The organism is Aeromonas sp. 3P (assembly GCF_051919745.1).
GTDB lineage: Bacteria > Pseudomonadota > Gammaproteobacteria > Enterobacterales > Aeromonadaceae > Aeromonas > Aeromonas veronii.
Genome location: NZ_JBQBED010000001.1, coordinates 1,690,278 through 1,715,877, shown reverse-complemented (window position 1 = coordinate 1,715,877; position 25,600 = coordinate 1,690,278). Strand labels below are relative to the sequence as shown.

General features: G+C 57.6%; 27 protein-coding genes. 12 read left to right on the top strand and 15 right to left on the bottom strand.

Going from position 1 to position 25,600, the window contains the following annotated elements:
• The first annotated feature begins 50 nt into the window (after window positions 1-50).
• Window positions 51-1,004 carry a ketopantoate reductase family protein gene (locus tag ACTG19_RS07595; RefSeq protein WP_113739004.1) on the top strand — a complete coding sequence of 318 codons (954 nt, stop codon included), beginning with the start codon at window positions 51-53 and terminating at the stop codon, window positions 1,002-1,004.
• Window positions 1,005-1,041: 37 nt separating this feature from the next.
• Window positions 1,042-1,602: a DJ-1 family glyoxalase III gene (locus tag ACTG19_RS07590; protein ID WP_113739003.1), complete on the top strand. Its 561-nt coding sequence runs from the start codon at window positions 1,042-1,044 to the stop codon at window positions 1,600-1,602.
• Between the two features lie 110 nt (window positions 1,603-1,712).
• Here ACTG19_RS07590 and ACTG19_RS07585 read toward each other — a convergent pair whose 3' ends face one another.
• Window positions 1,713-1,919: a hypothetical protein gene (locus ACTG19_RS07585; RefSeq protein ID WP_019445898.1), complete on the bottom strand. Its 207-nt coding sequence runs from the start codon at window positions 1,917-1,919 to the stop codon at window positions 1,713-1,715.
• 131 nt (window positions 1,920-2,050) lie between these two features.
• Between ACTG19_RS07585 and dinB the strand changes: the two genes are divergently transcribed.
• From dinB to rlmM, 6 genes are all read left to right on the top strand, one after another.
• Window positions 2,051-3,106, top strand: coding sequence for a DNA polymerase IV (gene dinB, locus ACTG19_RS07580; protein ID WP_113739002.1), 1,056 nt, complete (start codon window positions 2,051-2,053; stop codon window positions 3,104-3,106).
• Window positions 3,107-3,172: 66 nt separating this feature from the next.
• Window positions 3,173-5,314 (top strand): methyl-accepting chemotaxis protein, encoded by a 2,142-nt coding sequence (locus ACTG19_RS07575; protein WP_113739001.1) that lies wholly within the window; start codon window positions 3,173-3,175, stop codon window positions 5,312-5,314.
• 284 nt (window positions 5,315-5,598) lie between these two features.
• Window positions 5,599-6,519, top strand: coding sequence for a transcriptional regulator GcvA (locus ACTG19_RS07570; RefSeq protein ID WP_005338622.1), 921 nt, complete (start codon window positions 5,599-5,601; stop codon window positions 6,517-6,519).
• Window positions 6,512-7,156, top strand: coding sequence for an alpha/beta family hydrolase (locus ACTG19_RS07565; protein WP_439988939.1), 645 nt, complete (start codon window positions 6,512-6,514; stop codon window positions 7,154-7,156). The genes ACTG19_RS07570 and ACTG19_RS07565 overlap by 8 nt, the downstream gene beginning before the upstream one ends.
• Window positions 7,157-7,207: 51 nt before the next feature.
• Window positions 7,208-7,594, top strand: coding sequence for a DUF423 domain-containing protein (locus ACTG19_RS07560; RefSeq protein ID WP_100654345.1), 387 nt, complete (start codon window positions 7,208-7,210; stop codon window positions 7,592-7,594).
• Entirely contained in the window at window positions 7,587-8,681 is a 1,095-nt protein-coding gene (gene rlmM / locus ACTG19_RS07555) for a 23S rRNA (cytidine(2498)-2'-O)-methyltransferase RlmM (protein ID WP_005338617.1), read from the top strand. The genes ACTG19_RS07560 and rlmM overlap by 8 nt, the downstream gene beginning before the upstream one ends.
• A gap of 80 nt (window positions 8,682-8,761) precedes the next feature.
• Here rlmM and ACTG19_RS07550 read toward each other — a convergent pair whose 3' ends face one another.
• From ACTG19_RS07550 to queF, 7 genes are all read right to left on the bottom strand, one after another.
• Complete coding sequence (locus ACTG19_RS07550) at window positions 8,762-9,220, bottom strand: hypothetical protein (protein WP_113738999.1); 459 nt, start codon at window positions 9,218-9,220, stop codon at window positions 8,762-8,764.
• A gap of 117 nt (window positions 9,221-9,337) precedes the next feature.
• Complete coding sequence (locus ACTG19_RS07545; RefSeq protein WP_005349723.1) at window positions 9,338-10,345, bottom strand: isocitrate dehydrogenase; 1,008 nt, start codon at window positions 10,343-10,345, stop codon at window positions 9,338-9,340.
• 159 nt (window positions 10,346-10,504) lie between these two features.
• Entirely contained in the window at window positions 10,505-11,305 is an 801-nt protein-coding gene (xni, locus tag ACTG19_RS07540) for a flap endonuclease Xni (protein WP_279464459.1), read from the bottom strand.
• Window positions 11,306-11,440: 135 nt separating this feature from the next.
• Complete coding sequence (gene ppnN, locus ACTG19_RS07535) at window positions 11,441-12,796, bottom strand: nucleotide 5'-monophosphate nucleosidase PpnN (RefSeq protein ID WP_005338611.1); 1,356 nt, start codon at window positions 12,794-12,796, stop codon at window positions 11,441-11,443.
• A 148-nt stretch (window positions 12,797-12,944) separates the two neighbouring features.
• The gene (locus ACTG19_RS07530; protein WP_245094816.1) at window positions 12,945-14,561 is read right to left on the bottom strand and encodes a GGDEF domain-containing protein; all 1,617 of its coding nucleotides are present in this window, start codon (window positions 14,559-14,561) and stop codon (window positions 12,945-12,947) included.
• A gap of 83 nt (window positions 14,562-14,644) precedes the next feature.
• Window positions 14,645-16,927: a hypothetical protein gene (locus tag ACTG19_RS07525; protein WP_439988938.1), complete on the bottom strand. Its 2,283-nt coding sequence runs from the start codon at window positions 16,925-16,927 to the stop codon at window positions 14,645-14,647.
• 167 nt (window positions 16,928-17,094) lie between these two features.
• On the bottom strand, window positions 17,095-17,943 hold the full coding sequence (queF, locus tag ACTG19_RS07520; RefSeq protein ID WP_439988937.1) for an NADPH-dependent 7-cyano-7-deazaguanine reductase QueF: 849 nt from the start codon (window positions 17,941-17,943) through the stop codon (window positions 17,095-17,097).
• 204 nt (window positions 17,944-18,147) lie between these two features.
• On the opposite strand from queF, the gene syd reads away from it, so the two are divergent.
• Window positions 18,148-18,696 carry a SecY-interacting protein gene (gene syd, locus ACTG19_RS07515; protein WP_064337110.1) on the top strand — a complete coding sequence of 183 codons (549 nt, stop codon included), beginning with the start codon at window positions 18,148-18,150 and terminating at the stop codon, window positions 18,694-18,696.
• 92 nt (window positions 18,697-18,788) lie between these two features.
• Here syd and ACTG19_RS07510 read toward each other — a convergent pair whose 3' ends face one another.
• The 5 genes from ACTG19_RS07510 to ACTG19_RS07490 all read right to left on the bottom strand — a co-directional run bounded on the left by ACTG19_RS07510 (window position 18,789) and on the right by ACTG19_RS07490 (window position 21,720).
• Complete coding sequence (locus ACTG19_RS07510; protein ID WP_439988936.1) at window positions 18,789-19,574, bottom strand: Zn-ribbon-containing protein; 786 nt, start codon at window positions 19,572-19,574, stop codon at window positions 18,789-18,791.
• A 3-nt stretch (window positions 19,575-19,577) separates the two neighbouring features.
• Window positions 19,578-19,874: a hypothetical protein gene (locus tag ACTG19_RS07505; protein ID WP_439988935.1), complete on the bottom strand. Its 297-nt coding sequence runs from the start codon at window positions 19,872-19,874 to the stop codon at window positions 19,578-19,580.
• Window positions 19,875-19,957: 83 nt separating this feature from the next.
• A complete protein-coding gene (locus tag ACTG19_RS07500) occupies window positions 19,958-20,194 on the bottom strand; it encodes a DUF2789 family protein (RefSeq protein WP_005338602.1) in 237 nt (78 codons plus the stop codon).
• A 74-nt stretch (window positions 20,195-20,268) separates the two neighbouring features.
• Window positions 20,269-20,568 (bottom strand): DUF3301 domain-containing protein, encoded by a 300-nt coding sequence (locus ACTG19_RS07495; RefSeq protein ID WP_005358647.1) that lies wholly within the window; start codon window positions 20,566-20,568, stop codon window positions 20,269-20,271.
• Window positions 20,569-20,679: 111 nt separating this feature from the next.
• On the bottom strand, window positions 20,680-21,720 hold the full coding sequence (locus ACTG19_RS07490; protein ID WP_439988934.1) for a DUF3549 family protein: 1,041 nt from the start codon (window positions 21,718-21,720) through the stop codon (window positions 20,680-20,682).
• Between the two features lie 276 nt (window positions 21,721-21,996).
• Here ACTG19_RS07490 and ACTG19_RS07485 point away from each other — a divergent pair, with 276 nt between their 5' ends.
• The 3 genes from ACTG19_RS07485 (at window position 21,997) to ACTG19_RS07475 (ending at window position 23,642) form a co-directional block, all read left to right on the top strand.
• Window positions 21,997-22,332: a YqcC family protein gene (locus tag ACTG19_RS07485; protein ID WP_005338596.1), complete on the top strand. Its 336-nt coding sequence runs from the start codon at window positions 21,997-21,999 to the stop codon at window positions 22,330-22,332.
• Window positions 22,329-23,102, top strand: coding sequence for a tRNA pseudouridine(65) synthase TruC (gene truC, locus ACTG19_RS07480; protein WP_041202291.1), 774 nt, complete (start codon window positions 22,329-22,331; stop codon window positions 23,100-23,102). Before ACTG19_RS07485 ends, truC begins: the two co-directional genes overlap by 4 nt.
• Before the next feature lie 90 nt (window positions 23,103-23,192).
• On the top strand, window positions 23,193-23,642 hold the full coding sequence (locus ACTG19_RS07475; RefSeq protein WP_201989734.1) for a flavodoxin: 450 nt from the start codon (window positions 23,193-23,195) through the stop codon (window positions 23,640-23,642).
• On the opposite strand, the gene ACTG19_RS07470 is transcribed toward ACTG19_RS07475, so the two are convergent.
• Both ACTG19_RS07470 and ACTG19_RS07465 read right to left on the bottom strand, forming a co-directional pair.
• Window positions 23,620-25,299, bottom strand: a complete 1,680-nt coding sequence (locus ACTG19_RS07470; RefSeq protein ID WP_439988933.1) for an alpha amylase N-terminal ig-like domain-containing protein — start codon at window positions 25,297-25,299, stop codon at window positions 23,620-23,622. The genes ACTG19_RS07475 and ACTG19_RS07470 overlap by 23 nt on opposite strands.
• A gap of 44 nt (window positions 25,300-25,343) precedes the next feature.
• Window positions 25,344-25,523: an alpha amylase N-terminal ig-like domain-containing protein gene (locus ACTG19_RS07465; RefSeq protein WP_197927519.1), complete on the bottom strand. Its 180-nt coding sequence runs from the start codon at window positions 25,521-25,523 to the stop codon at window positions 25,344-25,346.
• Window positions 25,524-25,600 lie beyond the last annotated feature (77 nt).

Here is a 25,600-nt window from a genome sequence, read left to right as displayed (position 1 = left end):
CCGGTAACAGGTTGAGAGGATTGCAACCCTTACCCTGACAGAGTCACACCATGCCAAGCGGATTAAAAAATTCCCGACAGCCCGTTATTCCACCCGTTACTCCGAAGTGGTCACTGTTGGGTTGTGGCGCCCTCGGCGGCGTTTTTGCCTCCCTGCTGACCCAGAGTGGTCAATCCACCCGTGTCTTGTTGCGCGAACATCATAAGTCCACGCTCCATCCGGGGATCGATTTCACCTCGCTGGAGGGGCATGTTCAGTTGCTCAATATCGAGCGCGGATTTGTCAGCAAACCCGGCAAGATCCAGCGTCTGCTGGTGATGACCAAGGCCAGTCAGGTGATTGCCGCACTGACGCCGCTGGTGGGTAAGCTGGATGCCGGCGTGCCGATCGTGCTGCTGCACAACGGGATGGGCATTGCCGAGCAGGTGGTCGAGATGTTCCCGCACAATCCGGTGATTGCCGGTGTCACCAGCCATGGTGCCATGCAGTGCGGCCATTTTGTCTTCCGTCATACTGGCAAGGGTGAAACCTGGCTTGGCCCGATCAACGATGCCGCCAAGGCCCATGCCGCGCTCGCGGACGAGCTGGCGCTGGCACTGGGTCAGGCTGGTTGGGATGAACAGGTATTGACGCGCCAGTGGCAAAAGCTGGCCATCAACTGTGCCATCAATCCCCTGACGGCCCTCTACAAGCTGAAAAATGGCGAGCTGGCGGGCCCCCGTTTTGCCGATGCCCTGCAGCAGATCTGCGTGGAAGTGGCGGATGTGATGTGCGCCGAAGGGATTGCGACCGCGGCAGAGGAGTTGCAGCGTCGGGTGCTGACAGTGGTGGAGCTGACCGCTGACAATTACTCCTCCATGCATCAGGATATGGAGCTGGGACGCGAGACCGAGATTGAGGCCATCACCGGCTTCCTGCTGGCCAAGGCTGCCCGGCATGGCATTGCCGTACCGGTCAATCAGGGTCTCTATCAGGCGATCAAAGAGAAGAGTCAGGCCGTCTGATCTTTTACATGGTAGAGCAAGCAGCAAGGAGGCGAACGTGAGTGTACTGGTGCTGGTGGCCCCCGGGTCGGAAGAGATAGAGACGGTCGCGATTGTCGATACCCTGATGCGCGCAAGTATTGAGGTGGTGCTGGCCTCTTGCTGCCCTGCCGGATCCCGGCAGGTAAAAGCGTCACGCGGGGTACAGCTGGTGGCCGATTGTCATATCGACGAACTGACCCGTCGGGACTTTGAAGCCATCGTGGTACCCGGTGGTCTGCCCGGCAGCGAAGTGATCCGCGATACCCCGCTGGCCATTGATCTGCTCAAAGAGCAGGCCGCTCTTGGTCGCTGGCGCGCTGCCATCTGCGCCGCCCCTGTGGTGGTGTTGCAACATCATGCTCTGCTGGGTGATGCCATCGTCACCTGTCATCCCGGCTTTCAGTCCCGACTACCGACATCGCAGCTGTCAAGTGAGCGGGTAGTCAGGGATGAGGCTCATCGCCTTATCACCAGTCAGGGGCCGGGCAGTGCAATCGAGTTTGCGCTTGAACTGATCCGGATGCTGCGTGGGGATGAGGTGGCGGCCACTGTCGCTGGCCCTATGGTGCTGCCTTGAGCGCACTCTGCTGCAGAATTAAGCTGGTCATGCTTTGAAAACGGGCCCCGGTCATCTTGATCGGGGCCCGCTTGTTATCTGCCGTTGTCGGTCACGCCATCTTGTCCGGCTCAGTAGTCGTACTGTTTGCACTTCTTCTTGCGAAACTCTTCACGCCAGCGTGACAACTCTTGCTCTGTGCCGAGTGTGTCCCCTTTCTTGATGGCCTGTTCCAGTATCTCAATCCGGTCGTACAGCCAGCGGCACTCTGCCGTCGGGTTGTTCTTGCCGATGCCGGTCAACGGCAGCAAACAGAGTCCCAGCCAAAGATATTTCATCCCGAACGCTCCTTGTCATTGTGGTAGTAAAGGTCTCCTTGGAGTCTACTATTTTAGCCGCAACGAGAGAGATAGAGCTGCGGTTATCCTTGGGGTAAGATGATGCCATGTCTGTTTATTTATACAGTGGTATGCGCAAGATCATCCATATCGACATGGACTGCTTTTTTGCCGCGGTGGAGATGCGGGACAATCCGGCGTTGCGGGAGGTGCCGCTCGCCATCGGTGGGGCCTCCGAGCGGCGCGGCGTCATCTCGACCTGCAACTATGTGGCGCGCCGGTTCGGGGTGCGCTCCGCCATGCCGAGCGCGCTGGCGAAAAAACTCTGCCCGCCGTTGGTACTGATCCCTGGGCGAATGGCGGTGTACAAGGATATCTCCCGTCAGCTCAGGGCCATTTTCCTGCGCTATACCGATCAGGTTGAACCGCTGTCACTGGACGAGGCTTACCTCGACGTGACCCACAGTCGCTGTTGTGGCGGTAGCGCCACCCTGATGGCACAAGAGATCCGGCAAGCCATCGTCTCCGAACTGGGATTGACCGCCTCGGCCGGAGTGGCCCCCAACAAGTTTCTCGCCAAGCTCGCCTCGGAGCAGCGCAAGCCTGATGGTCTGTTTGTCATTCGTCCCGACGAAGTGGCCGAATTTGTCTGCCAGTTGCCCCTCGGCAAACTGCCCGGGGTGGGGCGCAAGACTGCCGAGCGGCTGGAGGCGCAGGGGCTCTACACCTGTGAGGATGCGCGGGCCTTGTCGGCACAAGAGCTGTGCAGCCGTTTTGGCAAGCTGGGGGAGATGCTGACGACCCGGATCTGGGGGCTGGATGAACAGCCGGTGCAGGCGCACCGGATCCGCAAAACCATCGGGGTGGAGACCACTTTGGCGAGCGATGTTTGTGACGAAGCCGCCTGCCTGACGGTATTGCAGCAACTGCTGCCGGAGCTGGAGCGGCGATTTCAGCTGGCGTGCCCTGCCGAGCAAGTGATGGGGCAGGGGATTAAACTCAAGTTTGCCGACTTCCACCAGACCACCGTCTATCGCAGTCAGGGTGGCTATCAGCCAGCCTTGTTCGTTCCCCTGCTCAAAGAGGGGTTACAGCGGGCGCAAGGGCGTTCGGTTCGCCTGCTGGGCTTGGTGGTGGGTTTGCCAAGAGAGGGTGAAGTTAATCAACTCTCGCTGGATTTGCTGTGAGAGAGTTAAGTTTTTGTTTATAAAGTCGATAATCTATCCATATCTGTATGACGTAGGAATATTGGCATGAGCGCTCTTTCTGTCCAGGGTCGGATTACCCTGATCGCCGGTTGCTGTCTGTTGGTGACAGCCGCCGCTCTGGTTGCCTCTTCGATTTACAACGCGAACAAGATGCAACAGCAGGTGCGGCAAGCCACCATGCACGAGGCGCAGCAGTCTGCCGAGAACTGGATGAAGGCGATGGGCTCGGAGCAGGCGGCCAAGGTCACCAGCTATCTCGATGAGGCCTATTTCCGCGCCAGTTTGCTGGCGGAGAGCGTGTTGTTCCAGCGCAAGAATGCGGCCGAGAACTTTGTCCATTCGGAGGCGCTGCGCAGCGCCGTCAATCAGCAACTGCACGATGCCGTTGCCTCATCGACCAATCTGCTTGGTGTCTATGCGGTGTTCGAGCCTGATCAGCTGGATGGGGAAGACAGCAACTATCAGGGCTCAACGGCGCTGGGTTCCAACGACAAGGGGCGTTTTTCCAGTTACTGGGCCTATGACAACGGCAAGATAGAGCCGGAAGTGCAGAATGAGGATGTACTGGCCGATGAGAGCCCGACCGAGGCTGGTGGCATCGAAAACGAGTGGTATCGCTGCAGCATTCGCACCCGTGCCCTCTGCCTGCTGGAGCCCTATCTGGACGATGTGGGCGATAAACAGATATTGATGACCTCGGTGACGGTCCCGCTACTGGAGCAGGAGACCTTGCTGGGGATGGTTGGGGTCGATATCTCGCTGGCTACCTTGCAGAGTCTGGTGAGCACCATGGACAAGGAGCTCTATGACGGCAAGGGCAGAATCTTGCTGGTCAGTCACGAGGGGCGTGTGGCGGGAGCCGATGAGTTCGATGTGACCATGGGACGCGGGCTGGATCAGAAGTATCAGGGGCTGGCCAGCGAGCTGAAAGGCTGGCTCAGTCAGGGTCAGGAGCTGACTCGCTGGAGCAGCGATGGCACCCTGTTGCAGACCTTTGTCCCGGTATCCATGCGTGGCACCGACCGTAAATGGGGCATCTACATTGAATTGCCACGGGCCGTAGTACTGGCTTCGGCCCAGCAACTGCAAGATGAGCTGGCCAGTGAGGCCAATCGCAGCGTGGTCTCGCAGCTGTCAATCGGGGTGCTGATCTCGCTGGTGGCCCTGAGTTTTATCTGGTTGATGGCGCGCCAGATTGTGGCGCCCATCCGCGCTGTAGTTGCCCGTCTCAAGGATATCGCCAGCGGTGAGGGGGATTTGACCCAGCGTATCGAGATCCTGCGGCAAGACGAGATCGGCGAGCTGGCCAAGTGGTTCAACAGCTTCCTCAACAAGTTGCAATCCACCATCAGTCAGGTGATTGATACCGTCTCCGGTACGCGCAACAGTGCCGAGCGAGCCGCGCAAGTGGCCGAGCGCACCAGCAGTGGCATGCAGGCCCAGTATCAGGAGATCGATCTGGTGGCGACGGCATTTGAAGAGCTGAGCGCCACGGCGTTGCAGGTCTCCGGTAATGCCGGCTCGGCGGTGGCAGCCGCCAACACCACTGATGCCGCGGCGCAAGAGGGCAAATATGTCGTTGCCGACACCCAGGAGGCTATGCGCAAGCTGATGACCATCATCAACGATGCCCAGCCGGTGGTGGAGCGACTCTCCGCCAACAGCGACAACATCAATGACATTCTTATCGTGATCCAGGGAATTGCCGAGCAGACCAACTTGCTGGCGCTGAATGCGGCTATTGAAGCGGCGCGGGCCGGTGAGCAGGGCCGTGGCTTTGCCGTGGTGGCTGATGAGGTGCGCAATCTGGCGGGTCGCACCCAGAATGCCATCGTCGAGATCCAGACTCTGATCAGCCAACTGCAATCCGGTACCGGTGCCGTGGTCAAGGCGATCCGCGATGGTCATGGTCAGGCTGACGAGACCCTCGCCAAGGTGGATCTCTCGGTGCAGGTGCTGGAGCAGATTATCCAGTCGGTCTCCACCATCCATCAGATGAACGAACAGATTGCCCGGGCGGCGCAGGAGCAGAGCCGGGTGGCGGACGAGATCAACCGCAACGTCAGCAACATTCGCGATGTGAGCCACACCATCCGGGCCGAGGCGGCGACCTCCGCCGAAAATGGTCGCGAGCTCTCTGCGCTGGCGGACAAGCAGCAGCAGCTGGTGGGGCAGTTCAAGGTATAGAAGGGATGAAAAAAGGCGCCATCCAGCTGGAGGCGCCAAACACATTCAGATGACAGACTGGGTCAAACCGGTGAGATTTGAGCCCCTCTTCCCGCAGAGGAAGAAACACAACACCACAATCGCAGTCGAAAGACTCACTAAAAACACATGTAAACCAACACGTAGTAGAAAATGTGAGCCATATGACGACTGATTGCTGGGCGAATTATGTTTATTCACTGGTCGACCCGCAACCGACAAATTATAATGCGCCCCATTAGAAAAACTCATCGTCGGCTGGTGTCATGTCTCGTCGTTTACCCCCGCTCAATGCCCTCAAGGCGTTTGAAGCAGCGGCTCGTCACTTAAGCTTTACCCGCGCAGCAGAAGAGTTGTTTGTGACTCAGGCTGCCATCAGTCACCAGATCAAGGCGCTGGAGGAGTATCTTGGCATCAAGCTGTTCCGCCGCAAAAACCGCTCCTTGTTGCTGACCGAAGAGGGACAGGGCTATTTCCTGGATATCAAGGACATCTTTGCCTCCATCTCTGAGGCGACCGACAAGCTGCTGGCCCGCAGTGCCAAGGGGGCGTTGACTGTCAGTTTGCAGCCGAGTTTCGCCATCCAGTGGCTGGTGCCGCGGCTGGTCAAGTTCAGCGAGCGCCACCCCGATATCGACGTGCGGATCAAGGCGGTCGATCTCGACGAAGGGTCGCTCACCGACGATGTGGATGTGGCCATCTACTACGGGCGCGGCAACTGGCCGGGTCTGCGCTCGGACAAGCTGCACACCGAATACCTGATCCCGGTCTGCTCCCCCTTGCTGCTGACCGGGCCCAAGCCACTGCGTACGCCGCAAGATTTGACTCTTCATACCCTGCTGCACGATACCTCCCGCCGCGACTGGAAGGCCTGGTTCCGCCAGCTCGATATCGATGCACCCAACGTCAATCAGGGGCCCATCTTCAGCCACTCCACCATGGTGATCCAGGCGGCGATCCACGGCCAGGGGGTGGCGCTTGGCCACAGCGTGCTGGCACAACCCGAGATTGAGGCCGGCCGCCTTATCTGCCCGTTCGAGCAGGTGCTGGTGAGCAAGAATGCTTTCTATCTGGTGTGCCAGGAGCAACAGTCGGATCAGGGCAAGATCGTTGCCTTCCGCGACTGGATGCTGGAGCTGGTGGAGCAGGAAGAGGCGCGTCGCAGGGCAAGGCTCGCCGATGCCTGATGTGATCCGCGAGGGGGCAATTGATGCCCCCGTTCGCATTTTGCTGGCCCACGGGGCAGGCGCGGGGATGGATCATGTCTTTCTTGCCGAGTTGTCACGCCTGCTGGCTGGCCCCGACATCGAAGTGGTGCGCTTCAACTTTCCCTACATGACCAGGAGTGCACAGGATGGCAAGCGCCGCCCGCCTGACAGGGCGCCTGTGCTGCTCGCCCATTGGCACGACATGATCCGCGAGTTTGCCCATCCACGACTGTTTCTGGCGGGCAAGTCGATGGGCGGGCGGATGGCGGCGGAACTCTATCGTGCGGAACTCTATCGTGAAGGCGAGGGTGAGATGAATGCTGCAGGATTGCTCATTCTCGGGTATCCTTTCCACCCTCCGGCCAAGCCAGACAGCTGGCGAGGCGAGGTACTCAAGCATATTGCAGTGCCAACTCTGCTGTTGCAGGGGGAGCGCGATACCTTCGGTAGTCGCGCCGAACTGGCCGATTTCCCCTTCTCACCCGCCGTATCGGTCCATTGGTTGACCGATGGTGATCATGGTTTCAAACCGCGTAAAGCCAGTGGCGTGAGTGAGCAGGATAATATGCAGCATGCAGCGGCGGCCATCAGCCATTTTGTGGCCCGGCATGGATAGCACGAGAGGGTTGGCTTTATTGCCAGCCTCGATGAGAGAGGGAGAGTGAGGATGCAGATCCATCGACATTGGCTGATACTGGCCGGTCTCTTCGGGTTGACGGCCACCATGCTGGGGGCTTATGGCGCCCATGGATTGGCGGCGACCGGCATTACGCCCGAGCGTCTGGCGGCGTTCAATACCGCCGTGCAATATCAGTTTTTTCACGCATTGGCCCTGCTGGTTCTGGGCTGGTGTGGTGTGCGCAGCAGGGTGATCCACCTGGCTGGCACCGCTTTTGTGCTGGGGATCATCGGATTCTCCGGCAGTATTTACGCCATGGTGCTGCTTGGCAGCAAGGGGCTGGGATTGATTACCCCGGCCGGTGGCCTCTGTTTTATGTTGGGATGGACGGCCCTGATCTGGGCTGGCTGTCGTCTTGGAGGAAAAAATGAATAATCTGCTGCTTTATTGCCGCCCCGGTTTTGAGAAAGAGGCGGCTGCAGAGATCACCGAGCGTGCCGGTAACATGCAGTGCTACGGTTTCGCCCGGGTCAAGGACGACAGCGGTTATGTGATCTTCGAACTGTATGACGAGGAGCAGGCGGACCTGCTGGCTCGCAAGCTGCCATTCCGGGAGCTCATCTTCATCCGCCAGATGCTGGTGGTCACCCATGAGCTGAAGGATCTGGATGTCGCGGACAGGATCTCCCCCATCCTTGAGGCGGTGAGTGACTACACCATTTGCGGTGATCTGCGGGTCGAAACCGCGGATACCAATGAAGCGAAAGAGCTGTCGGCCTTCTGCCGCAAGTTCACCGTGCCGCTTCGTCAGGCGCTGCGCAGCAACGAGATCCTGACCAAGAAGGAGACGCCAAACCGTCCGGTGTTCCACGCCTTCTTCATGGCCAATGATCACGTGTTGCTGGGTTACTCCTACTCGTTCAACAACTCCGGATTCCACATGGGGATCCCGCGCCTGCGCTTCCCGGCCGATGCACCGAGCCGCTCCAGCCTCAAGCTGGAGGAGGCGTTTTACGTGTTCGTGCCGCGGGAAGAGTGGGATGTGCGTCTCTGTTCAGGCATGAAGGCGGTGGATCTGGGCGCCTGCCCGGGTGGCTGGACCTATCAGTTGGTGCGCCGTGGCATGATGGTGACGGCGGTCGACAACGGTATGATGGCCCAATCCCTGATGGATACCGGTCAGGTCAAGCATATCCGGGATGACGGTTTCGTCTGGCGTCCGAGCAAGAAGAACACCTACTGGCTGGTGTGCGACATGGTCGATAAACCGGCGCGGGTCGTTCACATGATTGCGGACTGGTTCCGTGAGGGTGACTGCCAGGAGGCGATGTTCAACCTCAAGCTGCCGATGAAGAAGCGTTATGCCGAGTCGGTGCACAATATCGAGGTGCTGCGCGAGATGCTCAAGGAGATCGACAACGCGTTCGTGATCCAGGCCAAGCAGCTCTATCACGATCGAGAAGAGATCACCGTGCATGTTTACAACAAGTACTGGGTCTCCAAACTCGAGCCCAAGGCGTGATGTAGCCGTTCAGCCCGTACGATAAAAACCAAGACCGACAGGGAACCCTGCCGGTCTTTTGCTATTCAGGGCTCGAAAAATCAGAAACGGTAATCGAGGCGCAGGGAAGATTCGTCGTCGGTCACCTTGATCTCTATCTGCAGCGGGATGGTTTTGTCGACCGGATTGAATTGCATCTTTATCCCGTCTCCTCTCAGCCTGAGGGCGGTGTTCATTCCGCCAGCCTTAAACTTGACCTTGGGTCTGAAGCGTTCGACCGACAGACTGACGCTCTTTTCCGGGGTCAGATTAAGCTGCGGGTAGGAGGTGATCTTTTGATTACCAAAGTTGTCGGTGGAGACTTCAATACCAAACGACAGGGGTTTGGGGGCCTTGAGCAGGTCGTTGGTATCCAGGCTTGAACGCCATACCTCGGTGGCAGTCCGTTTTTCCTGCTGTGGCAGTTTGGCGATTTGGGTTGATTGGGCCTGTTCGAAGGCACTGGCAGTGCCACAAACCAGCATCAGACCCGACACCAGATAGCACCCGTATCCCTTCATGAAAAACACTCCCTGTTCTTCTTCTCTATTGAACATAGTTGCTGTTTGGGGAGTGGCAAAGGATTCGGAAACATAAAAAAGGGAGCCGAAGCTCCCTTTTAAAATCAATGAATTAACTCACAAGCGATCGATGATGGCCTGGGTGAATTCGCTGGTGGAAGCCGTGCCGCCCAGATCGCGGGTGACCCGATCACCAGATTCGATGGTAGCTCGTACCGCCTCGCGGATCCGCTCTGCTTTATCCTGCATGCCGAGGTACTCCAGCATCTGAATGGAGGCAAGGATCACCGAGGTCGGGTTGGCGATATTCTTGCCAGCTATGTCAGGCGCAGAGCCGTGGACCGCTTCGAAGATGGCCGCGCCATCGCCGATGTTGGCGCCGGGTGCCATGCCAAGGCCGCCGACCAGACCGGCGCAAAGATCCGAGAGAATGTCGCCGAACAGGTTGGTGGTGACCATGACATCGAAACGCTCCGGGTACATCACCAGGTTCATGCAGGCGGCATCGACGATCATCTCTTCGCTCTGGATATCCGGGTAGTGGCTGGCGATTTCACGTGCCACTTCGAGGAACAGGCCGGAGGTCGATTTGAGGATGTTGGCCTTGTGGATGATGGTGACCTTCTTGCGCCCTTCCTGACGAGCCAGCTCGAAGGCGAACTTGACGATGCGCTCGGCCCCTTCGCGGGTGATGATGCTCATCGCCTCGGCACTCTTGTTGTCATCGCTGCGCTTCTGACCTGCACCCGAGTACATCCCTTCGGTGTTTTCACGCACCGTGATGATGTCGATGTTGTCGTAACGGCTTCTGGTGCCCTTGAAGGAGATGACCGGACGCACGTTGGCGTAGAGGTTGAACTTCTTGCGCAGGGAGACGTTGATGGAGGTAAAACCGCCGCCGACCGGTGTGGTCAATGGCCCTTTCAGGCTCACCTTGTTCTTCTCAATCAGATCCAGGGTAGCCTGGGGCAGCAGCTCGCCATGCTTCTCGAGGGCAACCAGACCCGCATCAGCGTATTCGTACTCAAAGTCACAGCCCGCATGGGTCAGGATCTGGATGGCTGATTCAATGATGCTGGGGCCGATGCCGTCGCCGGGGATCACGGTAATTTTTCTTTTGGACATGAGAGGGTTCCACTTCCAGGGTATAGGGGAGGATGGGGCTGCTTTATAGCATTTACTCAGCAAACCAACCACATTCCTTTACATTCTACTCACTTTTATCAACAGCGAGGGTGAGTCTCGTCATGGTTCACGCCCTTGTCTGCATTTTTGTTCGGCCATTTAGTCCGGCTGGGGCGGGTAGCGGATGTCCCGCAGGTTGAATCCCAGCGGAATATCCCGCTGCAAGCGCACCAGCCGCTGGGCCAGCAGGGCCTCATCCTGATGCTGGCGCAGCTTGAGCAGTGGCTTGACGGCGTCCTCTTGCTGACAGGCTTCGAGCATGGCTGCCAGATTGCCATATTGCTGCAACAGCTGGGTGGCGGTCTTGGGGCCGATCCCCGGAACCCCCTTGATATTGGAACCGCTGATACCGGTCAGGGCCCAGAAGTCGACCAGCTGAGCAGGGGCTACCCCATATTGCTGCTGGACGAAGGCCGCATCCAGCCAGCGTTTGTTGAAGTAGTCGCGCACCCGGATCTGCGGGCAGATCAGTTGGCAGAAGCCCTTGTCGGTGGAGATGATGGTCGCCTGATGGCCATGGCTGGCGATGCCGCTGGCGAGGGTGGCGATGAGATCATCCGCTTCATCTGTCTCGGAGAGCAGGGCATCGACACCGCACTCCCAAAAGGCATCCTGCAGGGTCGCCAACCCCTCACGCAGTTCGTGGGGCATGGGGGTTCGCCCCTCCTTGTAGGCCGGATAGACCTCTTTGCGCCAGCTATGCACCTCGCCATCAAACACGGCAATGACATGGGTCGGCTCGCTATTGGCCAGCAGCTTGCGGCAGGTATTGATAAGGTTGGCGCGGGTTGCAACCAGCGCCTGGGCAGGGGTCAGTGCCTGCTGGGCCTGTACCGCGTGCAGACGGCGAATGAGGTTGAGGGCATCGATGATGAGCAGGTGTGGCCGGATAGTTGACATGGGGCACTCTTGGCGGTCGGGACGCCTCATTGTAACAAACCGCTCGCCTTATGGGGGATTGATGGCGGTTGGGAAGGCATTGAGCCAATAAAGAGGGGCGTTGATGCGCCCCTCTGTCGATGATGTATCTGTACCCTAGCGGACGATTTCGTAGCAGGGCACATACTGGCTGCCCGGCAGCTTCATCCGCTGCTGCTTGACGAAACTCTCCAGCAGCTTGTCCATCAGGTGCATCAGCTCCTTGTCGCCGTGCAGCTTGAAGGGGCCTTTCTTCTCGATGGCGCGAATGCCCCCTTCCTTGACGTTGCCGGCGACGATGCCGGAGAAGGCACGACGCAGGTTGGCGGCCAGCAACTGGGGCGGCTGGTTGCGGTGCAGATCCAGACTGGCCATGCTGGCGTGATCAGGTTCGAAGGGGAGTTGGAACTCCGGCTCAATCTTGAGGGACCAGTTGAAGGAGTAGGCATCGCCGACCGATTTGCGGTATTCGCGGATTTTCGGCATCGCCTCCTTCATCACCCGGGCTACTTCCGGCGCATCGCCGACAATGATCCGGTAGAGCTTGGTCGCAGGTTCACCGAGGGTCGCCTTGATGAAGTCGTCGATGGCACGGAAGTAGTCGGCACTCTCTTTCGGGCCGGTCAGGATGATGGGCATCGGCTGCCGCTCGTTGGCCGGATGCATCATGATGCCGAGCAGATAGAGCAGCTCTTCCGCGGTGCCGACCCCGCCCGGGAAGATAATGATGCCGTGACCCAGACGCACGAAGGCTTCCAGCCGTTTCTCGATATCCGGCAGGATCACCAGCTCGTTGACGATGGGGTTGGGCGGTTCGGCCGCAATGATGGAAGGCTCCGTGAGGCCGATGTAGCGCCCGTTGCGCACCCGCTGTTTGGCATGGCCGACGGCGGCCCCCTTCATCGGGCCCTCCATGGCACCCGGGCCACAGCCGGTACAGATGTTCAGCTCACGCAAGCCCAGTTCGCTGCCCACGGCGCGGGTGTACTGGTATTCGATCTCGTTGATGGAGTGGCCACCCCAGCAGACGATCAGGTTGGGATCGGCGCCGGGCAGGATCACCTTGGCGTTGCGCAGGATGGCGAACACTACGTTGGAGATATGAGTGGAGTTGGTCAGATTGACCTGGCGGTTGGACTCGAGCTGATTGGAGACATAGAGAATGTCGCGCAGCACCGAGAAGAGATGCTCCTGAATGCCGCGAATGATCTCGCCATCGACAAAGGCGTGCTCGGGGGCATTGAACAGTTCCAGCTTGACCCCGCGCTCGCGCCGGATCACATGAATATCGAACGATTTGAAACGCTCCAGGATCTCCTTGGAGCTGTCGGTATGGCTACCGGAATTGAGCACTGCCAGCGAGCAGTTGCGAAACAGTTGATAGATATCGCTGGAGGCAGTCTGCTTGAGGCGATCCACCTCAAGCTGTGACAGCAAATCCATGCTGCCGACGGGATTGATGTGCGTAATCATAGGTTCCCCTTTACTCACTTGTTATCGTTGTGTTTTTCCCTGGGGAGAAAAGGGGACGCTATGTTGCATCCCCTGAGATCGATAGTAGTGGTAACAGAGGGTAGAGGGAAATAGGGCGACGACTGTTCGCTGTTTTTTTAGCCGCTTGTCAGGCCAGTGTCACTTGATCCCGACCGGTGTGCTTGGAGTGGTAGAGCGCCTTGTCCGCCCGCTCGAACACATCTGACGGGTTGTCCCCATCCTTGAACAGGGTTGCGCCGATGGAGATGGTGATCTCCACTTTGGCATCGCGAAAACGGAACGGGATGCTCTTGATGGTCTGGCGCAGGGTCTCCAGCGGCTTCTGGAACTTGTCCGGATTGATGTTGGGCAGCAACACCACGAACTCTTCTCCACCAAAACGGGCGATGAAATCTGTATCACGCAGCGCGCTTTGCAGCGCCTTGGCGACTACTTTCAGCGCCTTGTCACCCGCCATATGGCCGTAGTTGTCATTGATGTTCTTGAAGTGATCGATGTCGATGATCGCCATGCAGAGCGGAGTGCGGTAACGAAGCCAACGTTTGTACTCCTGCTCCAGCCGTTCATCGAGGGCTGCCCGGTTGTGTACCTGAGTCAGGCTGTCGAGGAACAGCTTGTGTTTTTGAATGGTCAGCCGCTTCTTGTACTCGGCGGTCTCCTCCTTCATCAAGCGCAGCTTGGACTCCATGGTGGAGAGGCGGGTGAGCAGGTGACGTTCCCGTGCTGCGGTACTTTCCCGTTCTTGAAGCAGCAGGTTGATGGCGCCCATATGGCCGGAGATGGCGCGCTTGAGCGCATCGATGGAGTTATGGCTGGCCAGGGAGTGATCGATCGCCTGCAACTCGTTGACCAGCGCCTCGCGGGTCTCTCGGGTTTCGTTTTGCAGCGCACGCCCCTCATCGAGGGATTCGGTAAAGCCGACATGTACCGCGGACAGGCTCTCGTTGAGGGAGCTAAGGAAGGCGCGGGAGGCTTTGCGCTCCTCACGGGTGCCTTCGATGATGAGCTCGATCACCTGCAGGCAGGTTTCCGCCAGCAGGGCAGGGTTGATCCCGATCAGCAGTTGGCGGCGAATGTCGCTCAGGCTCTCGCCGATGGCGCCGGCAAAGTCGAGTTCGGTGATAAGCCGCTGCAGCTCATCGGCGATGCGAGCGTGATCCTTTAGATCAAACGGGTCGACATCGGGCTGGCCATCGTTGCTGGCAGTATCGCTTTCTTGTTGAGTTGCACCTGACGGTGCCAACAGCGGCTGACTTGGCAGCAGCTGGATCTTGATCGCCTGCTGGTAGAACTCCAGCAGCTTGATCACCTTCTTCTGGTGATCGGCAATGCCGTAACCGGCGGGACTTGCCAGAAATTCCTTGAGGGACTTGCGGGTCTCTTCCGGGAAGCCCTTGATGTTTTTCAGCTGTTTGGAACCAAGCTCGATGGCGGTCTGGGTCAGGGTGATCGACTCTTCCAGCGCATTGCTGTGCTGCTGCAGCAGTTTTTCAATGGCCAGCAGATCCTCGTCTAGCGCGGTAAATGCGGGGTTGTTATCCAGTTTCTGCTTGAGCTTGGCGAAGCGATTGTCCAGCTCGCGGTCGAAGCCACGGCAGGAGAGCATCAACTTGTTGATAAACTGGATACCACGGGCACGCTCTGCATCGGAAAACGACAGTACGCCGTCGAGTTCCAGCTGTTTCTGCTGAAGGGATTCCCTGAGTCTTGCCAATTGTCCTGCTACGGCAGCGATGTCATTCATTATCAGGTCGCCCTGTTGTCATTATTGTTTTTGGTGTTGGATAGCAACAGTGGTCGAACCTGGTTTCGATCCTCGCCTGTTATCTACATTATTTCCTGGTGGTTATCGGCTGCCGGCTTCCTTGCAAGGCTGGGCCAATTAACCCATTGCTTTTCATGAGAAGAATTGACTTTTACCAGTCCCTTGTCAATTGCCATCAGGCCGCATTGCCACACATCTCCATTAAAAAATGCCGCTTGTTGGCAATCGATCGCCGCGAGCTCCAACCAGGCGTTTTGCTGGCATTTTTCACTGAGCTGAATGGCTCCCGACAGGGCGAGATAGCAGAGGTCAAACAGGCCATTGTGATCGAGCGCGGTCGCCGCTTTCGGCAGGAAGGGGTGACTGACAATCCCGAGGCTGATCTGGCGATCCAGCGGATAGCTGCAAGGGAAGGCGGCGATGGCGGTCAGCAGGTCTCCCGCCAGTTGATGCAGGTTGGTGACGTGGCGCTGTGGCACGACGTAGAGCATGTGTCCTTCACGCAAGTCATAGATACGGCCATCTTGCGGGGTCAGGGTGTCCATATAGGCACCGAAGGCCTGCTCGATTTCTCTGCTGGCCTGATAGCCGTGGCGCTCCAGCGTATTGACCAGGAAAGGCACCCGGAACAGCAGATAGTGAAGCTTGTCATCGAACTCGCTGGAGGGTTGTTCACTGAGGTACCAGCGATCCGATTTCAGCTGGCGCTTTGCCATCTCCCGCGGCCAGCGGTTCATTAGCCGCTGCCAGTTGGCCAGCCCCGAGCGTGGCTCGATCAGCAGGGCCTCATTGGTCCGTTTCAGTTGCAGGCGGGCAGTACGCAGCTTGAGCCAGAGGGTGAAGAAGAGGTAGATAAAGAGCGCCAGCAGCAGGCTGGTGGTGATGCTCGACCAGAGATAGCGCTCCTGCTGATGCTGGCTGTTGTTAAGTCGCTGCTCCAGCTCCTTGATATGTTGCACCCGCTCGACCTGGACATAGTTGTCACGGATCGCCGCCTGCTCCATAGCCTGCTCCTGCTGGCGCACCTCCTCGCCAAGACGGTGGAAGCGCTTGTAGCTGTCGAGAGCCTGACGCAGATACCCCTTCTGCTCATAGGCCAGCGACAACAGGCGGAATACCTCGTACTGACGGCGAGTATCGCCGAGCTGATTGGCCAGCGCGCGGGCGTTCTCCAACTGCAGGATGGCGATGGCGGCCTCCTGCTTCTTCAGATAGAGCTCGCCGAGCAGCAGCAGGGTATCGATCAGCGGCTCTTTGGCATCGCTCAGTTCGTGAGACTGGCGGGCCGCATTGAGGTAGTTGCTGGCCAGCGAGAGGTTACCGCTTTGCAGATAGGTTTTGCCAATCTCGTACTTGAGCAGGGAGGCCTGCGGCCGACTATTCCCCTCATCGAGCAAGTCCAGCGCATTGAAGAAATAGACCAGCGCCAGATTGAGCTCCCCCTGATCCCGGTTGAGGCGTGCCAGCACGATGAGCGAGTCGCACAGCAGAGAGGGGTTACCGATGGAGTGGAAGAAGTTGGCTGCCTCATTGGCATATTGCAGTGCTTTCTGGGGCTCCTGCTCCTGCTGGTAGAGTTTGACTATCTGGTTCGACAGCAGGCCGAGAAAAAGCGGGTCGTTGAAACTTTTGGCCTGTTGCTGGGCATCGATATATTCCCCAAGGGCCAGCTGGGGTTGCTGCAGCACGCGATACAGGTCGCCGCTGATGGCGCTGACCCAAGCGCTGGCAAGAGGGTTGGCGGTTTTGGCAGCCCAGATCCTTGCATCCGCCAGATGGGTCTTGGCGTCTTCAAGATTCTGATTTTCAATCTCGTAGCTGGTGCGTTGCAGGCGGCTATAGACCTGTAACTGGCTCCGCTTGAGGGTGGGGATAGCCAACAGCTCGTCCAGTTGATCCATCAGGGCACGGCTGGTGTTCTGGTTATCTGGTTTGAGGGCTTGGCTGCGGATCTTGAGATAGAGGGCGTGGGCCTTGAGCTCGGGTTGGTGCTCTCTCTCCGCCAGTGCCATTGCCTTGTCGAGGACTTGCTGGGTGGCTTGATACTGGCCCAACTGGATCAGACACTCCCCTTCAAGCAGGTGTGCTCCGATGGCTTGTGAGATGGTGCTGTAACTGAGCAGGGGTTCACGATAGCCGAACTCCTGGCGATTGCTGATGATTTGCTTGGGATTATTGGCTGCGCGTGCCAGGAAGGCGGTGGTGATCTGGACACATCTGGCAGGATCAGCCAGTACCATCGATTGCGCGTGTTGCAGATCGATAGAGAGTTGCTCCTTGTCCAGATCCAGATCCGGAGCTGACAGGGAGGACATCATCATGGCCAGAAAAAACAGTTGATTCATTGGATTAAGGACGGCGCAGAGGTGTAGGCATGTTATCCAAGCCCCCCCCTGCGAGTCCAGCGTTTACTGATGGTGTGCTCAGGATCCTTTGTCGTCAGCTGTATCGAGGCGCCAGCAAGGCTGAGATAACAGTGCGCTGTTTGGGCGGCCCTTTATCAATGCCGCGTTTATTGACGGATCAGCCGCAGGTTGGCGGGCACCGCCTCGAAATCGGAGCGGAACGGGTTGATGTCGAGTCCGCCGCGACGGGTATAGCGGGCATAGACGGTGAGCTGCTCAGGTTGGCAATAGTGCTTGAGGTCGATGAAGATGCGCTCGATGCACTGCTCGTGGAACTCGTTGTGCTGGCGGAACGAGATGAGGTAGCGCAGCAGTTTCTCCCGATCGAGTTTGGGTCCCTTGTAACGGATCACCACAGAGCCCCAATCCGGCTGGCTGGTGACCAGGCAGTTGGATTTGAGCAGGTGGCTGTGCAGGGTCTCCTCGACCAGCTCGCTGCCGGCCGCCTCTTGCAGCAGGGACGCATCAAACTCGTAATTGTCGACCTCGATATCCTGCTCGTCGATGCACTCGCCGGGCAGCAGAGCAATCTGGTGCGGCGCCTTGTCGAGGGGGAACAGAGTGACCTTGACGGTCTCGCCAGCACAGGCGCTCAGATCCTTGGTCAGCATGGCGGCGACTGCCTCGATAGAGTCGCAACGGGTCTGGTTGAAGGAGTTGAGGTAGAGCTTGAAGGATTTGGATTCGATCAGGTTCGCACTGGTGGCAGGAATGGTCACTTCCCCCACCGCCACCATCGGCTTGCCCTTGGCATTGAGCCAGGAGAGCTCATAGAGGGTCCAGACATCGCAACCGCTAAAGGGCAGGTCATCGCCCAGCTTGAGATCATCCCGGTTCAGGCTACGTGGAACCGGCTGCAGCAGGGAGGGGGTGTACTGGCTGATGTAATCGGATTGCTGGCCCAGGCTCAGGCCGGTCAGGGCGCTGGCCCCGGCGTATCTATCTTGTTTGCTCACAGGGTTGCTCACGTAATGTGCTCATGATGAGTGGAATGAAACGGGCCATTGCTGGGCCGGATGGTTGCAGCCGTTTGGCTTGGGTGTCGGCCTCTCTGTATCCCGGGTTCTGTTTCCCGGGTCGCAAGGTCGGCTGGCAACCTTGTCTGTTACCGAGTTTGGTGGTGCAATAGCGGACTTTGCCAGCAATTGTGGGGATTTTCGATGTCGGATCAAGTTTTGTCTGCCCTGGAGCACTTTTTTGCCCGCTGGCAACGGGATGGCGAGGCCAGACGAGGCCTGCCCCTGTGCGAGTGGGAGGCGGACTGGCGTTCCCCCTGCCAACTTGGTGAGCCTGCCGATGGTCGGGTTGCCTGGCGTCCTCACCATCGCTCCGAACCCGCCGATTTTACGGCTATGGCCGATGCTCTTGAGCTGACGATTCATCCCGGCGCCATCGCCCTGTTCGGGCACTGGTTCAGCCGCCCCATCCCCTGCCTTTTCAAGGGGCTGCGCCTTGAATTGATCCTGCCGTGGAACGACGCGGATCTCGACCTGCTCAGGGAGAACCTCATTGGCCACCTGCTGATGCTGCGCAAGCTAAAACGCCCCCCCTCCATCTTTATTGCCACCACCCGCAACGAGATGACGCTCATCTCGCTGGATAACGAGAGTGGTCAGGTGTGGCTGGAGTGGCTCGACTCCGGCCGCCGTCTGCCGCTGGCGCCCTCTTTGCCAACGTTTCTGGAACGGCTTGAGACGTTGCCGCAATAGCACCTGTTCGAGCCAAGGTTACTCATCGGAACGAAAAGAGCCTTGCCATGCGGCAAGGCTCTTTTTTATGGGGTTGCGTACAGGGAACGCGCTTAATCCTTGAAATCCCAGGAGAGGTTGGAGACCAGACGGCAGCTGTCGCACTTGAAGTCGAAGATCTCGTGCAATGGCTCTGCCAGCGCCCACTCACCGCCACAGCTGGGGCAGGGGCGCGCCTTCTCCTCGGCCGCGCTCAGCCCGCCCACCCGGTAGAGGTAGTAGTAGGTGGGGATGCCGCTCAGCACTTCCAGCCGTTTGGCCAGATCGCTGCCGCGCCGGTAGAGGCGGCTGCCCACTTCGCCGATTTCGTGCAGCGCCGCATGTTCGGCGATGGAGCCGTTCATCTGCAGCTGATCGCATGCCTCCCAATCCTCCTGCCACTTGATGATCTGTTTCTGATCGCCGTTGGCGACCGCGGGCAGTTGGTAGAGCGGAATGGGGGCGAAGTGGTCGCCACAGCGCAGCGGCGAGCAGGTGTGCAGGAAGCTGGTATAGAGCATCATCCAGCTGGGGCGCTCGCCCTGTGTGCCGCAAGGGTCGGTGCTGTCGGAGAGCAGATCCGCCCCCTGCAGCTGGAGTTTGGGCGCCAGCAACCCCGCCTGATTGAGCTGCTGTTCGGTCAGTTTGACCTGCTCGCTCTGGTTGTCGGGGTGCAAGCTATCCTGCTCCGGGCAGACCACCCGACTGACGAAATAACCGTCGTGCATGCTGGTGGGGAACTCCCGCCCGAGGATCTGGCCCTGATAACGCAGCATGTCGAGGTAGTTGACGATAGCCCGCTCGGCGTCGCCAAGGGAGGTATCGCGGTAACACTCAAAGCAGAGTTCGACGATATACATGGTTCAGCCTTGCCCCTGCTGGAGGAGCAGGTCGGTCAGGCGATCCACCTTCTGTTCGATGCGCGCGAGCTGTTCGGCGAGTTGCTGCAGGGTGAGCTCCGGTGCTGGCTGAGGGGCAGCCTCTTGCAGGGGCTCGCTCTCGGCGGTCGCAACTGGCTGCTGCTTCCACTGGCTCAGCACTTTCAGTAGCTCGGCCATCGGCACGGGCTGGGTGAGGCGGGCCTTGATCATGGCGGTGGTGGGTGTCAGGCCCTTGGCGGCCAGCTCGTTGGCAATTCGGATGATCTCGTGGGCGGACATAAGCATGCTCTGGGTGAGAAGGGGGGATCGATATCGGGGCGGGATCTTAACCAAAGCCGGCAGGGGAGGAAAGGGGCGGGCGGCTAGCGGGGCTGGCGCAACATCACATCGAGCTGGTCGATTGCCTCGCACCAGTCGGAGTCGTTCCACAGGGCATCGCGCAGAAAGCTTGCCTGGGCGGCGTTCCAGAAACCGGCCTCCGGCAACAGGGTTTCATTGTCGAGGTGATGGTCGTGCACAAAGCGGTGCAGGCTCAGCTCGTCGTTGGCCATCCCGAGCTGGGCAAACAGGGCTGGCAGATCGTGGACAAGGGGTTCCATCTCGTCTCTCCCTTTGTTTAATCCCTGAGATTATAGACAGGCACAGCCATCGGGCGCAGAGACGAGATTGGAGATCAGGCAGAGGGGATGCGATGGGGTGGCAGATCAACGCCTACGATGTGCAGCCCCTGCATCTTGAGGGTGCCCTGATAGTGGCTCTCGCCATCGCTGGAGAATTCAAACTGATAGTGGGTCAGCAGCCGCAGGGGATGATGTGCCAGCTCCCGCCGATGGCGAGCCAGTGACAGCAGTTGCAGATCATGGTGCTGGCAGTAGCGGCGCATGTATTGCCAGGCCACTTCTGCCTGTTGGCGTTGCAGCCAGAACAGGCCGGCTACGGCAATCAGCAACAAAATTCCGAGCATCTCTCCCATAGGCGGGCTTCCTTATCGTGATGTCGATAACCGTGAGTCCTGCTCGGCACTCCCGATCTCCTTTTCTATTTCCCGCCGTGTTGCCTCGTGGCGTGAGGGGGAGGCGAGGGATCAGGCCGAGGCAAACAGACGGCCGATGGCCTTGCCCAGCGCATCGCTGCGCTCGGGGTCGCGCAGTCTGGCCAGCATATCATTGCGCAGGGCCGGTAAAGTGACCAACTCGGCAAAAACCTGATTGAAGAACTGGGTCGGTTGTAGCGCCAGTTGTTCCAGATAGTGGCTGAGCAGATTGGCATCTTTCAGGTCGGGCCAGAGTCGGCCAGCAATGGCGAGCAGCAGTGCAGGGCTTGGCTGGGTTTGCAGCAGGGTCAGCAGCTTGTTGGTGCGCAGCGTGCTGCCGGGGCAGGAGGCCATGGCGCGGCAGAGGTAGGCCAGGGTCTCCGGGTTGGGGGTGGCGCACTCCTGCTCCTTGCCGATCCGCTCGAGCAGGGCGCCTTGTACTGCTGGCGGCAGCGGGGCGTTTTCAAGGCTCTGGCAGAGTGCATAGAGCGGCTCTTGCGGCAGTTTGGGCAGCGCCTTGCAGATCAGCGCCAGATTGCGCTCATCATGCAGCCGCTCCGCAAGGTCGGCAAAGCCCTGCAGCCCCAGCGTCTGCCAACCGGTATCGTTGGGGGCGGCCAGATAGTGGCAGAGGGCATCGTAATAGGCGGAAGGGGCCTGCTCCAGCTGGCGCGCCAGCTTGGCATGCAGACTGGCCATCTTGGCCTCCGCCGGGCGGAAGGTGTAGGGATTGTCGGCCAAGCGCTGGGCTTTCTCTTCATCCAGATCGCCGGTGAGCTTGTAGCCCAGGGTCTCCACCACCTGATCCATGAACAGCTTGGGGCCATTTGACATCAGCAAGCCGCGCTCATCGAGGGCAAACTTGAGGAACCAGAGGTAGTGGCGAGACTCGCTCGGCTGGAAGAAGTGCACACCCAGCCAGGCGTGCTGTTGCAGCGGCCAGGGATAGGGCTCCTGCTGCTGTTCGATGCGCACAAAGGTATCGCTTGCCAGTGGCCGCACCTGGCGGCCCATGTCAAACAGCTGGAACTGGGTGCCAGCCTGAGTCAGAAATTCGGTCAAGGTATTGATGGCAGTAGGCGTCGCAGACATGGTGAGATCCGGCTAATGGTGATGCGGGCCGATTATAAGGCCCTTGCCGAGGATAGCCAGTGGCAGCAGACGCGCGTTGCGGCAGATATCAACATGGCAGCCATGCGGGGGGAGGTGTATAGTATCGCCCTTTTTTAAAGGCGGCAGGCCGCGCTGGTTGCCGTGTGTGTCGTTGACCCGGCTGAACCGCCGGTGCTGTGCGACTGAATGTATCGGCATCCTGGCTGACCCTGTCGGGTCGGCGGATCAATTTGTGGTTATGAGGAAGAGAGCGAGATGAATCAATATTTGCTGGTAGCTGGCCTGTTGGGGGAACTCACCGCCGAGTTGCAGCGCCTTGAGCGCTGGCAAGCTGACCATCCCGGTGACGAAGCCCTGGCAAGCACCCTGCCTTTTTGTGTCGATACCCTGAGCTTTGATCAGTGGCTGCAGTTCGTGCTGATCCCGCGCATGGAGCAGCTGGTGATGTTGCAGGCGCCACTGCCCACCAGCGTCTCCCTTTATCCCATGGCCAGCGAAGTCTACAAAGAAGATCTGGCCGAAGCAGAAGCGCTGCTGCGCCTGATCGCCCGCTTCGATCTGCTGCTTTCCGGCAAAGTGATCGAACAATGATGCCAGATCAAACCCGAGAAGAGAGTGACTTGAAGCTGACCCTGCTCTATCAGGATGAGTGGCTGGTGGCGGTCAACAAGCCGTCCGGTCTACTGGTGCACCGCAGTTGGCTCGACAAGGGCGAGACCCGTTTTGCCATGCAGATGACCCGGGATCTCATCGGTGGTCGCCATGTCTATCCTGTGCATCGCCTCGACCGACCCACCTCCGGTGTGCTGCTGTTTGCGCTCGATCCGGTGATTGCCCGCGCACTCACCGAAGCCTTCACCCAACGTCAGGTGCACAAGGAGTATCTGGCATTGGTGCGCGGTTGGGCGCCCGAGCAGGGGGTGATCGACTACCCCCTCAAGGAGCAGCTGGACAAGATTGCCGATGCCATGAGCAACCCGGATCGTCCGGCGCAGGATGCCGTCACCACCTTCCGGCGCCTGCATCAGGTCGAGCTGCCCCACGCGGTCTCCAAGAAGCACCCTACCAGTCGCTACAGTCTGGTCAGATTGTTCCCGAAGACCGGTCGCAAGCATCAGTTGCGCCGCCATATGGATCACCTGTTCCACCCCATCGTCGGGGATACCACCCACGGGGATGGTCGACACAACCGTTTCTTTCGCGAGCACTTCGGTTGCGAGCGGCTGCTGCTGGTGGCCCGCACCCTGAGCTTTACCCATCCGGTGCTCAAGGTGCCAATGCGGATCCAGGCTCCGCTCGGTCAGGATGTGTTGCGCTTGTTTGCCGAGTTGGGCTGGCCCGCCAGCGAGAGCGACTACTAAGCGCCTGATCCTCAGCCTTGAACCGGTGGCATCTGACGCCAGCTTGCTGATAGAGTTGCTCAAAAGAGTGACTCAAGCAGGGAGAGGAGAATGGCGCAGATCGATATCGTGGTAGGAACTGTCTACGGCGCAGCCATGCTGGTGGCCGAGACCTTGGCAGATGAGCTGGAACGCAAGGGGCATCACTGTTCTCTGCACGAAGAAGCACGGCTGGCGGACATTGACCCCGGCCGTTTTTTATTGCTGGTCAGTGCCACCACCGGGCAGGGGGACATTCCTCCCAATCTGCAGCCCTTTGCCAGCGAGCTGGCTGACAAGGCGCCCTGGCTCAAGGGGCTGCGTTATGCCCTGATTGCCATGGGTGACAGCAGCTATGACCACTTTTGTGGCGCGGGCCGTCGGCTGGACGGATTGCTGCAAGAGTTGGGGGCCACGCGAGTGATTCTCCCGCTGGAGCTGGATGCCACCGTGCACGATGAACCCGAACAGGTGGCACTCAGCTGGTTGAAGAGCGTGCTTATTCCCTTGTCAGATCATTAGCAATGACTCTTGCTGATTTGATTAATGTGGGAGATTGTGAGTCCCCGGTAGTGTTGAGGCGATAAATCGCAAAGCCATATTCTGGCAGTGTGCACGTATCACTTAGCTGGACAATGTTATTGTCATATAAATCAAAGACTGATTTGTCTGCCAATTGTGATGGCAAAGTGATCGTGCTTTGGCCTGCGGATGCATTCATGATGATAAATACAGTATCATGTTGATGTGTTTTACTGTAAATCAGCGTCTGACCATCAGATAATAGCCAGTCCATATTATGGCTGATCATTGCTGGTGTATTTTTACGAAGAGCAATCAGTTTTTTCATGTGTTGTAGCAGGTCGCGATCCTGCTTAGCCGGATCCCATTCCATACATGCTCTATTAAGCGGATCTGAGCCACCTGCCATCCCTATTTCGCTACCATAATAGATACATGGCGTGCCTGTCTGGCTCAAGAGAAATAAAAATGAAAGTTTCACTCTATTTTTGTCGCCATGACACAAATGAAGAATTCTTGGGGTGTCGTGGCTATCTAGAAGAGAAAACATAACTTCATTGACATTGACTGGGTAGTTAACAAAAGCCTCATTAATAAGGTGCTTAAATGTTTTTGCATCAATGCTCTGATGTGCGAAAAAGTTTAAAATCGCTTCAGCCATCGGATAGTTCATGACCGCATCAAACTGATCGCCTGTTAACCAATTATGTGCGTCGTGCCATACTTCACCCAAAATAAACAATTCTGGCTTTAAGCGTTTCATTTCGATTCTAAAACGTCGCCAGAAATGTTGATCAACTTCATTGGCAACATCTAGCCGCCAGGCATCAATATCAAATTCACGTATCCAATAACGTCCTACCTCTAATAAGTGCTCAATGACATCTGGATTTTCTGTATTTAATTTTGGCATTCCCGTAGAGAACGAAAATGAGCGATAATTCAAACGCTCTTTATTTAGAGTTGCATCGTTATTTATTAAAGGAAAATCATCAATATAAAACCAATTATAGTACTTTGATTTAACGCCATTTTTAATTACATCCTGCCATTGAGGAGACTGCTCTCCCAGATGATTAAAAACTGCATCTAGCATGATCTTGATGCCGCGACGATGAGCCTCTTTACAAAGAGATTTTAATGTATCTATATCACCAAAGTGAGGGTCGATAGTAAAATAATCGATAGCGTCGTACTTGTGATTGCTGGGGGCCAGTGTTAATGGTGTGAAATAAATACCAGTGATACCAAGAGCATCTAAGTAATCCAGATGGTCGATGACGCCTTGCAAGTCACCGCCAAAGAAACTTTTGTTAGCGGGAATCATTGATCCCCATGGCTGAGCCTGTGGAGGTGATAGAGTCGGCATCCCATTCGCGAAGCGTTCCGGAAATATCTGGTACCAGACAGTATTTTTAACCCATTCTGGAGGGGTGAACACGTCAATAGCATTAAGATATGGGAAACAATAGAAGTTAACAAGCTGATCCAGAGCTGGGTCATCTGAGAGATTAGAAAGTGGAACAATCCTCTTTTCACCGATTAAGAGTATTTCTGTGTTGTTTTTTACTATAAAAGCATAACGACTACGATAGAATTCAGGGGTGAATTCACATAGCCAGTAATCGTGGAGTTCAGTTTCACACTCTTTTTTCATTGGATAGTTCCGTCCACCTAACCATCCGCTAGCGCCTTCGTTATTTAAATTCCCCCCCCTCCCTGACTTGCCCAGTCAAAAGGATCTCCTGCACGCAGGAATACTTCCGTTACCTCCCCCTTTGCCGTGCGCAATCTCATATGGAGTTGATTGCTACTATATGCATAGGACATATTTGTATGAGAACGATGAAAAATAGCTGCGCGAGTGATTTTTTTGTCCATGAAAAGTCTCTTATTCTAACTACTTTATAAATTGATTCCGCATAGATATAGTGTGGGCTAAAATATAGCCCACACTA